The 12,432-nt window shown below is 67.4% G+C and carries 11 protein-coding genes; 3 read left to right on the forward strand and 8 right to left on the reverse strand.

All coding sequences use genetic code 11. The features are described from left to right. Both DDF67_RS15570 and DDF67_RS15575 read right to left on the reverse strand, forming a co-directional pair. Nucleotides 1-837, reverse strand: coding sequence for an enoyl-CoA hydratase-related protein (locus DDF67_RS15570; RefSeq protein ID WP_109101773.1), 837 nt, complete (start codon nucleotides 835-837; stop codon nucleotides 1-3). Between the two features lie 63 nt (nucleotides 838-900). Beyond that, a complete protein-coding gene (locus DDF67_RS15575) occupies nucleotides 901-2,493 on the reverse strand; it encodes a carboxyl transferase domain-containing protein (protein ID WP_109101774.1) in 1,593 nt (530 codons plus the stop codon). 113 nt (nucleotides 2,494-2,606) lie between these two features. On the opposite strand from DDF67_RS15575, the gene DDF67_RS15580 reads away from it, so the two are divergent. After that, nucleotides 2,607-4,340, forward strand: a complete 1,734-nt coding sequence (locus DDF67_RS15580) for a patatin-like phospholipase family protein (protein WP_199229252.1) — start codon at nucleotides 2,607-2,609, stop codon at nucleotides 4,338-4,340. A 39-nt stretch (nucleotides 4,341-4,379) separates the two neighbouring features. On the opposite strand, the gene DDF67_RS15585 is transcribed toward DDF67_RS15580, so the two are convergent. Next, complete coding sequence (locus DDF67_RS15585; protein ID WP_109101785.1) at nucleotides 4,380-5,153, reverse strand: methyltransferase domain-containing protein; 774 nt, start codon at nucleotides 5,151-5,153, stop codon at nucleotides 4,380-4,382. Between the two features lie 148 nt (nucleotides 5,154-5,301). Between DDF67_RS15585 and DDF67_RS25570 the strand changes: the two genes are divergently transcribed. Beyond that, nucleotides 5,302-5,451, forward strand: coding sequence for a hypothetical protein (locus tag DDF67_RS25570; protein WP_158278063.1), 150 nt, complete (start codon nucleotides 5,302-5,304; stop codon nucleotides 5,449-5,451). 1,391 nt (nucleotides 5,452-6,842) lie between these two features. Then, entirely contained in the window at nucleotides 6,843-9,995 is a 3,153-nt protein-coding gene (locus DDF67_RS15590) for a TonB-dependent receptor (protein ID WP_233247671.1), read from the forward strand. 72 nt (nucleotides 9,996-10,067) lie between these two features. On the opposite strand, the gene DDF67_RS15595 is transcribed toward DDF67_RS15590, so the two are convergent. The 5 genes from DDF67_RS15595 to DDF67_RS15615 are packed head-to-tail and all read right to left on the reverse strand — an operon-like array spanning nucleotide 10,068 to nucleotide 11,929. Continuing rightward, nucleotides 10,068-10,493: a DUF1801 domain-containing protein gene (locus DDF67_RS15595; RefSeq protein ID WP_109101776.1), complete on the reverse strand. Its 426-nt coding sequence runs from the start codon at nucleotides 10,491-10,493 to the stop codon at nucleotides 10,068-10,070. 13 nt (nucleotides 10,494-10,506) lie between these two features. Further along, nucleotides 10,507-10,941, reverse strand: coding sequence for a DUF1801 domain-containing protein (locus tag DDF67_RS15600; RefSeq protein WP_109101777.1), 435 nt, complete (start codon nucleotides 10,939-10,941; stop codon nucleotides 10,507-10,509). Between the two features lie 3 nt (nucleotides 10,942-10,944). Then, entirely contained in the window at nucleotides 10,945-11,148 is a 204-nt protein-coding gene (locus DDF67_RS15605; protein WP_058350660.1) for a hypothetical protein, read from the reverse strand. A 41-nt stretch (nucleotides 11,149-11,189) separates the two neighbouring features. Then, nucleotides 11,190-11,609, reverse strand: a complete 420-nt coding sequence (locus tag DDF67_RS15610) for an SRPBCC family protein (RefSeq protein WP_109101778.1) — start codon at nucleotides 11,607-11,609, stop codon at nucleotides 11,190-11,192. Further along, nucleotides 11,606-11,929 (reverse strand): ArsR/SmtB family transcription factor, encoded by a 324-nt coding sequence (locus DDF67_RS15615; protein ID WP_109101779.1) that lies wholly within the window; start codon nucleotides 11,927-11,929, stop codon nucleotides 11,606-11,608. Before DDF67_RS15615 ends, DDF67_RS15610 begins: the two co-directional genes overlap by 4 nt. Between the last annotated feature and the right edge of the window lie 503 nt (nucleotides 11,930-12,432).

Here is a 12,432-nt window from a genome sequence, read left to right on the forward strand (position 1 = left end):
TCAAGCCCAGTTCGGCTTGCGCTTGGCCAGGAACGCCCGGACGCCTTCCTGCCCCTCTTCGGAGACGCGGCGGCGGGCGATGCGGCGGGCGCTGTCGTCGATCAGGCCGCGGTCGATCTTCTCGAAGGCGAAGTCATTGACCAGGGCCTTGGCGTCGCCGATCGCGCCGGGCGCGCAGAGAACCACTTCCTCGATCAGCGCGTCCTGGGCGGCGACGAGGCCTTCGACGTCGTCGAACACCTCGTCGACCAGGCCGTAGCTCCAGGCCGCGTCGGCGTCGAACACCCGGCCGGTGGCGAACAGCAGCTTGGAGGTGCGCGGCCCCAGGGCGGCGATGACGTAGGGGCTGATGGTGGCCGGAGTCAGGCCCAGCTTCACTTCCGAGAAGGCGAACTTCGCATCCGCCGTGGCCAGCGCATGATCGCAGGCGGCGACAAGGCCGGCGCCGCCGCCGAAGGCAGCGCCCTCGACCAGGGCCACGGTCAGGGCCGGGACGTCGTGCAGGGCCTTGAGCATGCGCGCCAGTTCAAGGGCGTCGGCGCGGTTGTCGTCCTCGTCCCACTCGGCCGCGGCGGCCATCCATTCCAGATCCGCGCCCGCGCAGAAGGTTCCGCCCACGCCGCGCAGGAAGACGACCCGCACGCCTTCGGCGCCGTGCAGGGTCTCGAACGCCTGGGCCAGGGCGGCGATGGTCTCGCCGTCGAAGGCGTTCTTCTTTTCCGGCCGGTTGATCCACACCGTCACCGCGCCTTCCGGCGTGGAGTCGATGTGCACCAGCGGGCTCATGGCGTCGGTGTCCGGCACCTCGACGATCGGGTCGGCGATGGGATTGGTCATGAGCACGCTCCTTCTGGTCGGAAGTCTAATCGTACGCCTAAAGCCGAGGTTCCGCTTGAACCGTCACATCCTGAAGACGCCGAAGGTCGTCTCCGGAATCGGCGCGTTCAGGCTGGCCGATATGGCCAGGCCCAGCACGTCGCGGGTTTGAGCCGGATCAATGATGCCGTCGTCCCACAGCCGCGAGGTGGCGTGGTACGGATTGCCCTCGTCTTCATAACGCTGGCGGATCGGGGCCTTGAAGGCCTCGGCCTCCTCGTCGGTCCAGGTCGCCGCATCGCGGTGGACGGTGGCCAGCACGCTGGCGGCCTGCTCGCCGCCCATCACCGAGATACGGCTATTGGGCCAGGTGAAAAGGAAGCGCGGGGAATAGGCCCGGCCGCACATGCCGTAGTTGCCGGCGCCGAAGCTGCCGCCGATCAGCACGGTGAACTTGGGCACCTCGGCCGAAGCGACCGCCGTCACCAGCTTGGCGCCGTCCTTGGCGATGCCGCCGGCCTCGTACTTGCCGCCGACCATGAAGCCCGAGATGTTCTGCAGGAAAACGAGCGGGATCTTGCGCTTGCAGGCCAGCTCGATGAAGTGCGCGCCCTTCAGCGCGCTCTCGGAGAACAGCACGCCGTTGTTGGCCAGGATCGCCACCGGCTGGCCCCAGATGCGGGCGAAGCCGCAGACCAGGGTCGTGCCGTACAGCGCCTTGAACTCGTCGAACCTGGAGCCGTCGACGATGCGGGCAATCACCTCGCGCACGTCGTAGGGCGCGCGCACGTCGGTCGGCACGAGGCCGTAGATCTCTTCGGGATCGTAGAGCGGCGGCTCGGCGTCGGCGATCACCGCCTCGTGCCGCTTCTCGGCGTTGAGATTGGCGACGATCGAGCGGACGATCTCCAGCGCGTGCTCGTCGTCGTCGGCCACGTGGTCGACCACGCCCGAACGGCGGCCGTGGGTGTCGGCCCCGCCCAGTTCCTCGGCCGAGATGACCTCGCCGGTGGCGGCCTTCACCAGCGGCGGGCCGGCCAGGAAGATGGTGCCCTGCTCTCGCACGATGACGGTCTCGTCGCTCATCGCCGGCACATAGGCGCCGCCGGCCGTGCACGAGCCCATGACGCAGGCGATCTGGGCGACGCCCCTGGCGCTCATCCGCGCCTGGTTGAAGAAGATGCGGCCGAAGTGGTCGCGGTCGGGGAAGACCTCGGCCTGGTGGGGCAGGTTCGCGCCGCCGCTGTCGACCAGATAGACGCAGGGCAGGCGGTTCTGCTCGGCGATCTCCTGGGCGCGCAGGTGCTTCTTCACCGTCATCGGGAAATAGGCGCCGCCCTTCACGGTGGCGTCGTTGGCCACGATCATCACTTCACGGCCGGAGACCCGGCCGATGCCGGCGATGATGCCCGCGCCGGGCGCCTCGCCGTTGTAGAGATCGAAGGCGGCCAGCTGGCCGATCTCCAGGAAGGGCGAGCCCGGATCGAGCAGGCGCTCCACCCGCTCGCGCGGCAGCAGCTTGCCCCGGGCCGCGTGCTTCCGGCGGGCGCTCTCGGAGCCCCCGAGGGCCGCAGTCGCGACCCTTTCGCGCAGTTCCTCCACCAGGGCCGTGTTGTGGGCAGCGTTTTTCGCGAACGAAGCGCTGTTCTTGTCAATAAGCGTGTTCAGCTTCGGCATAAGCGAGGCATAGCCTTTTCCGTTTCCATCCGAAAGCGGCGATATTTCACCCTCATTGGCAAAGCTCGCCGGTTCCGTTTAGCGTCCGTCCCGTGGTCACCCTACCCGACTTCATGGCCGACTCGGCCCTGGCCCGGCTGTTCGCGCGCGAAGGGCGCGAGGGCGACGCCGCCTGGTTCTCCCTGCCCGGCGGCTCTCTACTCTATGCGCCCGGCGAGGCCTCCGACCACCTCTACTTCCTGCGCACCGGCCGCCTTGGGGCCTTCCGGCGAGAGGAAGGCCAGGAGCCGCAGTTCCTGGGCGTGATCCGTCCGGGCGAGCCGGCCGGCGAGATGGCGATGATCGCCGGCGCCCCGCACTCGGCCCACATGGTCGCCCTGCGCGACTCGGAGGTCCTGGCCCTGCCCCGCACGGCCTTCTTCGAGGCGGTCGAGCGCGACCCCGACGTAATGATCGAGCTGTCGCGCCTGATGATCCGCCGCGCCCGCCAGGCCGGCGCCCACGCCTCGATCGGCGATCCTTCGGTCTACGGCTTCATCGCCGCCAGCGACGGGCCGCCCATCCGCCCGATCGTCGAGCGCATCGCCCGCTGCATCGCCTCGCTGGGCTACGCCGTCACGGTCGAGGGCGGCGAGAGCCTGCTGGCCCCTACCGAATGGTTCAGCCGCGTCGAGCGCACCCACGACTTCGTGCTCTACGTCGCCGAGGCCAACGAGACGGCCTGGAAGCACGTGGTCGGCCGCCAGGTCGACCGCCTGTTCCGCGTCGGCCGCGGCGACCGCGCCCCGCCGGGCGAACTGCCGACCTACGCCTCGCGGCCGCTGCAGGCCCAGCGGTTGATCGACCTGATCCTGATCCAGCCGCCCGGCGCCAAGCGGCCGCAGGGCTCGCAGGCCTGGCTGGAGGCCACCGACGCCGCCCGCCTGTTCCATCTGCGGGAGAACGGCCTTGCCGACGTCGAGCGCCTGGCCCGGGTGCTGACCGGCCAATCGGTGGGCCTGGTGCTGTCCGGCGGCGGCGCGCGGGCCTACGCCCACGTCGGCGCCGTCCAGGCCCTGCGCGAGCGCGGCGTGCCCATCGACTTCGTCGGCGGCGCCTCGATGGGGGCCATTGTCGCGGCGGGCCTGGCCATGGGCTGGGACGACGGCGAGATGGAGACCCGCATCCGCCAGGCCTTCGTGGATTCCAGCCCTCTGGACGACATCGCCTTTCCGCTGATCGCCATGACCCGCGGCGAGAAGGTCAAGGCCCGCCTGCACGAGCACTTCGGCGATATAGACATCGCCGACCTGTGGCTGCCGTTCTTCTGCGTCTCGTCGAACCTGACCTCCGGGTCGTACCACCTTCACCGCACCGGACCGCTGCACCAGGCCCTGCGCGCCTCGATCTCGCTGCCAGGCGTGCTGCCGCCGGTGGCCGACGGCGAGGCTGTGCTGGTCGACGGGGCGGTGATGAAGAACTTCCCCGCCGACGTCATGCGCGCCTTCCAGCTGGGCCCCATCATCGGCGTCGACGTCACCCGCGGCCGCAGCATCACCGCCGACGACATCGTGACCCCACCATCGTTCTGGCGCTGGCTGGTGTCGGGCGAATGGCGCAAGGGCCCGCCGATCGTCGCCCTGCTGATGCGCGCAGCCACCGTCTCCACCGGCCGAGACCTCGCCGCCAGCCGCGAGGCCAGCGATGTCCTGATCACGCCGAAGCTGGAAGGCGTCGATATCCGCGACTGGAAGGCCTTTGAACCGGCCGTGGCGGCGGGTTTCGAGGCCGCGGCCCTGGCCCTGGACAGCCTGGAAGTTCCGGTGACCGAGCTTCGGCAAAGGAAAAGCCTGGCGCAGATGGGGTAGTCCCATGTTCCCTTTCTCTTGGAGAGAGGGTCAGCACCCCTACCGCCGCGCCATCACGAACAGCCGCGTGAAGGGCAGCAGCGTGATCCCGTCGGCGCGCCTGGGGTAGCCCTCAGCCAATCGCGCCCGCCAAGCCGCCAGGAACGCGGCCGTCTCCTCGCCGGGCTCCAGCCGTTCCAGGTACGGGCGCAGGCTCGTGCCCGAGGTCCAGTCGATGATCGGGTCCTCGCCTTCCAGGGCATGGACATAGGTCGTCGCCCAGACGTCGAGATCGCTGGCCAGCGGCGAGAGCCAGTCGTGATAGGCGCGCGGATCGTGGCCCTTGCGCACGCCGTCCAGCGCCGCCAGCCTGCCGGCCCACGGGCCGCAGGCGGCGAGCTCGCGCAGGCTGCGCCGCCAGCCGGCGTCCTCGACCTGGGGGATCTGGCAGGCCAGCACCCCGCCAGGCGCCAGGCTGGTCAACAGGCGCGGGAATAGCGTCTGGTGCCCGTCCAGCCACTGCAGGGCGGCGTTGGTGAAGATCAGATCGGGCGGGGTCTCCGGCGTCCACGATCCGATATCGCCCAGCACCCAGTCGACGTCCGCGCCCTGCCCCTTGGCGCGGGCCAGCATCTCCGGGCTGGAATCCAGGCCATGGACCACGGCGCCCGGATGGCGCGCGGCCAGAAGGGCGGCGTGTTCGCCGGGGCCGCAGCCGAGATCCCAGATCTCCTTGGGATCGAGGTCGCGCGGGATCTTCAGCATCAGGTCCAGGGCCGGCCGGTCGCGATAGGCGCGGTAGCGGGAATAGACGTCTGGATCCCAGGCGGGCATGGCGGCGACTCTCTGCGACAATTCGCGCACGACCATGGGGACCTACGTCCGTTTTGTCGCATATGAAACCATCGGCCGGCTTCCTATCTTGAATAGGCAAGAGCGACGCAAGGCAGCGCCGCCCCGCCATTCAAAAGGAACCATCGCCGTGACCCGCACCGCCGCCACCGCCGCCCCCCATGCCCAGCGCCCGCGCGCCGTGGCCCTGGCAGCGCGCGTGAACGGCCCCCGCGTAGCGGCCCTGGCCCTGAACCTTGGTCTCTGGACCCTGATCCTCCTGGCCTGGCGCGCCCTCTAGCCAGTCGCCAGGAGCGCGGCCCCGGATCGCGCACAGTCCCCCTTTGCGCGATCCGGGGCTGCCCCCCCCCACGCAAGCCCCCTTTCGTCGGCGCCTCTTGCCAAGGCGTCGCCCGCACCCAACCTTAGTGGTGCGTCAGGTTGTGACGCGCAGCCGAAAGGAGGTGATCCAGTGTCTCATTTGTCGATCGCGAACGCGCTGGAACGCTCCGTGAAGACCATGGGTCAAATCTGACCTCCAGCGCCTTTAGCGGACAAATGCCGTCCTTCGGCCGCGCGCCAGAGCGCAGGCCGTGAACGGATCGGAAGCCCCGGACCAGTTCCGGGGCTTCTTTCGTCTTGAACAGCGTTCCGTGAATAGAAAATCTTAGCGCCCAAGCGCCACGCCCGCGCTTCGAACAGCGCGGCCGACAGACTCGCCAGGCGCAATGACGCCCAGGCGAGCCCCCAGGAAAATGGAATACGCCCCGCCCTCTATCAGGACGGGACGGTCAGTGCTTGCCAGCGCGCTCGCAACCCCTTGCGAGACCCGCCTTCCGGAAGCGTCGACCACGGCACGCACACACAACGCCGAGAAACGCGACCACAATCTGTAGTGACTAAAAGACCTCTATGGACACCGGTATCCTCGTCGCGCCTGAGCCGTCTTCCGATGGCTCCGGGCGCGCCGCCGAAGCGACCGGTGGGATGACTGTCCCTCCCTGCTGACTACCCCAGACGGCTGGCGGTTTCGGCGGGGTGGTCGGAGCTTGGGAAGGGCCGCTTGGCCATCTCCTGTCGCTTCCTCTCGATCCCGATCTTGTCGCCGGCCGGGCGCGCGGACGCGCCGAATGTCCCCACATTGGGCAGGATGAGCGCCAAAATCAAGCACTAATCCCGATTGTTGCGAATGCATTCCACGATGTGGGAACAAAGTGCTTTAATTGTCACATGAATGGGACTACGGGCCTCACGGACGTAATTTTGTCTCCCGGCCGTTGACTCCACGCTTCGGTTTGGAAATGGATGGATATGTTCCGCACGCAGAGACCAAAGGTCCGCGGCGGACGACAGACCGCCTTGGACAGTGCCGCGTGCCCGCATCACGCGCACGATCGCAGAAGATCGAGATACGGACCGGCGCAGCGTTTCGCCGCCGACCGTAGAGGCGTCAGCTCCTTACCCCAGGCCCGCCGTCAGGACTTGCCCGCCAGAGCGCACAGCGCCGCCGGGTCCGTCCCGCCCTCGATCCTCGCGCATCGCATGGCCTGAGGCCCGGGACTTCCGATTCGACTGCCGGTCTTCGTCGGACGCGCCCGCCGCCCAGGTTTTCTCATCTCACGACTTTGGACCGGCCGCCTCGAGAGACGCCGCTGGTCCGGGCGGTTCGCCGCCCACGCTTGGAGGAATACTATGAAGGTCAACACCAAGGTCCGACGCGATAACGGACTGCTGCGCACCACGGGCATGGCTGCCATCCTGCTGATGATCGGCGGCGGCTCGGCCCTCGCCCAAACGGCTCCTGCTCCGGCCCCGGCGCCCGCCCAGGACACCGGCGCTTCGACGGAAACCGCCGTCGAGGAAGTCGTCGTCGTCGGCACCCGCGCCAGCCTGCAGTCGGCCATGGGCCGCAAGAAGCGCGCGAACACCGTCTCCGACTCGATCGTCGCCGAAGACATCGGCCAGTTCCCCGACAAGAACGTCGGCGAAGCCCTGGGCCGCATCACCGGCGTGCAGTTGGCGCGCGACTTCGGCGAAGGCAACGCGGTGTCGATCCGCGGCGTCGAGCCCGACCTGAACCGCGTCGAGATCAACGGCGTGGGCGCGCTGTCGACCGCCGGCAACCTCAGCGTCTACGGCGGCGGCGGCCGCTCCAACGACTTCCGCGAACTGCCCTCCGAACTGGTCAAGTCGATCGACGTCTTCAAGGGCTTCACCTCCGACATGACCGAAGGCGGCGTCGGCGGCACCGTTTCGGTGACCACCAACAAGCCGCTGGACTTCAAGAAGCCGACCTTCTCGATGACCGCCTCGGGCCAGAAGCTCGACACCCAGGGCGGCTGGAAGCCGCGCGGCAACCTGTTCGGCGCCACCCAGCTGTTCGACGGCCGCCTGGGCCTGATGGGCAACCTGACCTACGATCGCGTGATCACCCGCGGCGACTACTACGACGGCAACTCGTGGGCCCGCCTCGCCGACTTCGACAACACGGCCGAGAAGACCGTCGAGTACTACAACCCGGCCTACAACCAGAAGGTCAACGACTACCTGCGCGGCTTCAACACCGAAGCCAGCTGCGCCAGCGTCGTCACCCCGGACTCCTCGGTGCTGTCGACTTCCCAGGCCCGCACCGCCTGCGAAAGCCAGTGGTACGACTATAGCCCGCGCGTGCCGCGCTACCGCGTCTGGGACCGCGACTCAAAGCGCTCGTCGGCCGAACTGACGGCCCAGTACCGCTTCACCGACGACCTGACGGCGTACGTCACCTATCAGCGCAACAAGCGCGAAGACGTGATGAACGACATCAACTACGGCACCGGCCTGACCTCGCTGGACGCCCTCAACTACGGCCCCGGCTGCGCCCGCGTGACGCCGGCCACGGCCCAGAACGTTCCGGGCGTGAAGGTCGACGCCAACCACAACGTCACCGAATTCGTCATCGGCGACTGCCTTGGCACCGCCAACCGCGGCGGCAACAACGCCTTCAGCATCTCGTCGCGCGACTTCACCTACGAGACGGACTCCGAGTACGTCACCTACGGCTTCAACTACCAGAACGAGCGCTGGAAGATCGACTTCGTCGGTTCGAACGCCTCGACCGAGACCATCAGCGAAACCAACAACGCCTCGGTGTCGTTCAACACCCCTGGCCTGAAGGTCACCCTGGCCGACGGCACCTCGGCGCCGATCTTCACCTTCGCGCCGGGCTTCAGCCCGTCTGACGCCGCGGCGGTCAACCAGTACCAGATCCAGTACCGTCCCTCGCAGTCGGCCAACTCGGAAGACCAGTACAAGATCGACTTCGAGTACCGGACCGAACTGCCGATCATCAAGTCGATCAAGTTCGGCGGCCGCTACTCCAAGGCGGCGATCTCGGGCTACGGCTACGGCGGTCGCGTCATCGACGGCGGCGCCGATCCGACCAGCGCGCTGGACGACATCGTCATCTACGCCAACTCGGTCAACTCGACCGCCACGGTGGTCAACGGCCAGGCCGCCGACCAGACCAACCCCGTGCTCGGCAACGCCTACCAGACCAACTACTGGAACGCGACCGAGACCTGGTCGCGCGCCTTCTCGAACCAGGTCTTCGCCGCGGCGATGACCGACCTGCCGTCGAACTTCTACTATGCCGGCAACGGCCTGCCCTCGACCTGGAAGTATCCGACCTTCGCCGGCATCTCCCAGTACCTGGACACCAGCCACTTCAACCTGAACAACCTGTATCAGGGCGTCGGCAACGACGGTAAGACCTACGACCAGATCCCCTACAGCATCGACGAAAAGACCAACGCCCAGTACCTGCGACTGGACTACGGCTTCGACCTCAGCGGCCGTGAGGTGCTGGGCAACTTCGGCCTGCGCCGCGTCTACACCGAGACGTCGTCGACCGGCCAGGTGACCCGCAACGAGACCCGCCTGGTCAACGGCGTGGCCTCGACCAACACGGTGTCCAACAGCCAGGTCACGTTCAAGCGCGACTACACGATCTGGCTGCCCAGCTTCAACATCCAGACCTGGCTGATCGACAACCGCCTGAGCGCGCGCGCCGGTTACGCCCAGCTGATGGCCCGCCCGCTGGGCAACTTCATCATCCCGAACGTTACCTGCACCATCAACTACACCAACGACGGCACGGCCGAAGACGGTCCCGACAGCTGCTCGGCCGGCAACCCGGCCCTGAAGCCCTACCGCGCCGACCAGTACGACGTGTCGTTCGAGTGGTACCCGAACACCGACACCCAGCTGTCGGCCGGTTTCTTCTACAAGGACATCAAGTCGTTCTACCTGTCGCAGCGGACCAACCTGGGCCAGCAGGACATCTTCGGCGACGGCACGCTGTACTACTACAACACCTACATCAACGGCGACGGCGCCAAGATCTCGGGCGTCGAACTGACGGCCAAGACCGCCTTCACCTGGCTGCCGGGCCTGCTGTCGGGCTTCGGCGTCGACCTGAACTATACCTACCAGACCGCCAAGGACGTCGGCGTCTACAGCTCGCTGGACGGTTCGGACCTGCCGTATCCGGGCCTGTCGGAGCACAGCTACAACGCCACGCTCTGGTACGATAAGGGCCCGATCAACGCCCGTCTGGCCTACAACTACCGTTCGGAATACCTGGTCACCGCCGCGGACCAGTCGGGCAACCCGATCTTCCGCGACCCGACCGGCTACCTGGACGGCAAGATCACCTGGCGCACGCCGGTGAAGGGCCTGTCGTTCTTCGCCGAGGGCAAGAACCTCACGAAGGAAGACGAAACCAGCTGGGCCGGCGACATTCGCCTGATCAACACCGGCTACGCCGGCCGCCGCTTCTTCATGGGCGCCACCTTCAAGTACTAGGGCGTCGCGAGAGCGAAACGAGAAAGCCGTCCCGGGCGACCGGGGCGGCTTTTTTTTGTGTTCCAGTCCCTCTTAGGAGAGAGGTTTTTTTGACGACCCCTTCTTGCTGAAGTTCAGCTCCACCGCTGCCAGGAACAGCGCCTTGAGCGCGCCCTCGTCGATCGTCGCGCCCTCATGGATGTCGATCGCCCGGCGGGTGTTTCCCTCCAGGCTGGAATTGAACAGCCCCGAGGGATCGGGCAGCGACGCCCCCTTGGCGAAGGTCAGCTTGACGTAGGCCTTGTAGGTCTCGCCGGTGCAGACGATGCCGGCGTGCGACCATACCGGCGTGCCGCGCCACTTCCACTCCTCCAGCACGTCCGGGTCGGCCGCGTGGATCACGGCCCGCACCCTGGCCAGGGTCTCGCCGCGCCAGTCGCCCAGCGAGGCGATGCGCTCGTCGATCAGCTTGCTGGCCTGCGCCCCGCTCCGGGGCTCGCCATCAGCGCCCGCTTTCATCGCTTTTCCTCCCTCACGCCTTCTCGCCGGGCAGGGCCGCGGCCTGGCGCACCCAGTCGGCGAACCGGGCCTCGTCCCAGCCCCCTTCGCGCAAGCTGTCTTCGTAGATGTCGAGATAGCGCACGTTGGCCTGTTTCGACGGCCCCGGCGGCGGCGGCTGCAGGGCCGCGCCCTTGAAGAACGCGACCTTCACGTACTTCGTCATGCAGTGGAGACTGAGGAACCAGCCCTCCCCTTCCGCCGCGCCGTAGAACGGCGAGTTCCACTTCACCGCCTTGCGCACCCCCGGAACCTCGCGGACGACCACGGCGTCGATACGCTCGCCCACCTGGCGCTTCCAGCCGGGCATGGCGGCGATATAGGCCTGGACGGGTCCGTCGCCGTAGCCCTTGGGGATCTGCGGGTTGCCGCCCGAGAGCAGCCTAGGTTCGTCCTTGCTCCCGGCCATGGTTCAGCCCTTCCGCATCCGCCGCACATAGGGCAGCGCGAAGAGATAAAGCCCCGAGACCAGCAGCAGGATCAACGGGATCAGGGCCAGAAGCCCCACCCAGGCCGCCGGCTGGCCTTTCGTGCTCATCACGACGATGTAGGTGAGCACGCCCAGGGTGAAGGCGATGGAGAGCCAGCGATGGCTCTGGCGGATGAAGCCGCTCATGGTGTTCTCCCTTTTTGACTGTCCAGCCAGAATCCTTGCCCTCAGCCTTCCTTCGCCAGCAGGCCGTCCAGCCGGTCGAAGAAGCTCTTCCAGCCGGCGTGGGCGCCGCCATAGGCCTGCTTCTGGTCGGGGCGGAAGCCGGCCTGCTCCATGCGCAGGTGCGTACCGCCGTCGGTCTTGGTCAGGGTGAAGGTCACCACGCTTTCCAGCGCGTAGGCCGGGTCTTCGTGGGCGAAGTCCCAGCGGTAGGCCAGGGTGCGGCCGGGCTCGATGGCGAGGACCTGGCAGTCCAGCGTCCCGCCCCACTCGCCCTTCAGCTGGAAGCGGTGGCCGAGCTTGGGGGCGAAGTCGTTCTTCATCAGCCATTCCTCGATCAGGTGCGGCTGGGTCAGGGCTCGCCACAGCTTCTCAGGCGAATGCGGGAATTCCCGTTCGACGACGGCGGTCCGGGTATCGGTCATTGGTCCATCCTGCTCAGCAGGTCCTCGAGAGCGTCGAACCGCCCTTCCCAGAACTGCGCCATGTCCTTGGTCCAGTCCGCCAGCGGGCCCAGGGCCGCCGTACGCGGGCTGTAGTGGGTCTGGCGGCCCTCATGCCGGTCGGCGACCAGCCCCGCCGCCTTCAGCGCCGCCAGGTGCTTGGACACCGCCGGCTGCGAGACCCCCGCCGTCGCCGTCAGCGCCCCCACGGTCTGCTCGCCTTCCCGGCACAGCCGCTCGAACAACGATCGACGGGTGGGGTCGGCCAGGGCGCGGAACAGGAGATCGGTCTGGGTTTCCATGGGGGATATTGATAACTGGTGAGTTATGAGTTTCCATAACCTTGGAGTTATAGATGAGTCAACATCCAGATGCTCCCCCTGAAGGGGGGAGCTGTCGGCGAAGCCGACTGAGGGGGAAGGGATTGCTGCCTTTGGGGGTGAACTGACCTCATCAGGAACTTCCCCCTCCGGCCCGTTCCTCAAGATGCTCCCCCTGAAGGGGGAGCTGTCGCGGAGCGACTGAGGGGGAAGTGCTTGCTGCCTTTGGGGGTGAACTGACCTCATCAGGAACTTCCCCTCCGGCCCTTCGGGCCACCTCCCCCTTCAGGGGGAGGATCTTTGGGCATGGCTTTTCGTTCTCCCGCGCGATGGCGCGTTAGTTCGGGGAGGCGCGGAGCGGCCGGGCGGAGCCCGGAGACCGTGTGTTTGTTTAGCGTTTCGGCTTCGTCGACCGCTCCGCCGCATCATTTGTCTCGGAGGGGCCAGAGGCGCGGGTGATGTTTCAACCCAAGGGCCAGCCTTTC

Source organism: Caulobacter endophyticus (assembly GCF_003116815.1).
Lineage (GTDB): Bacteria > Pseudomonadota > Alphaproteobacteria > Caulobacterales > Caulobacteraceae > Caulobacter > Caulobacter endophyticus.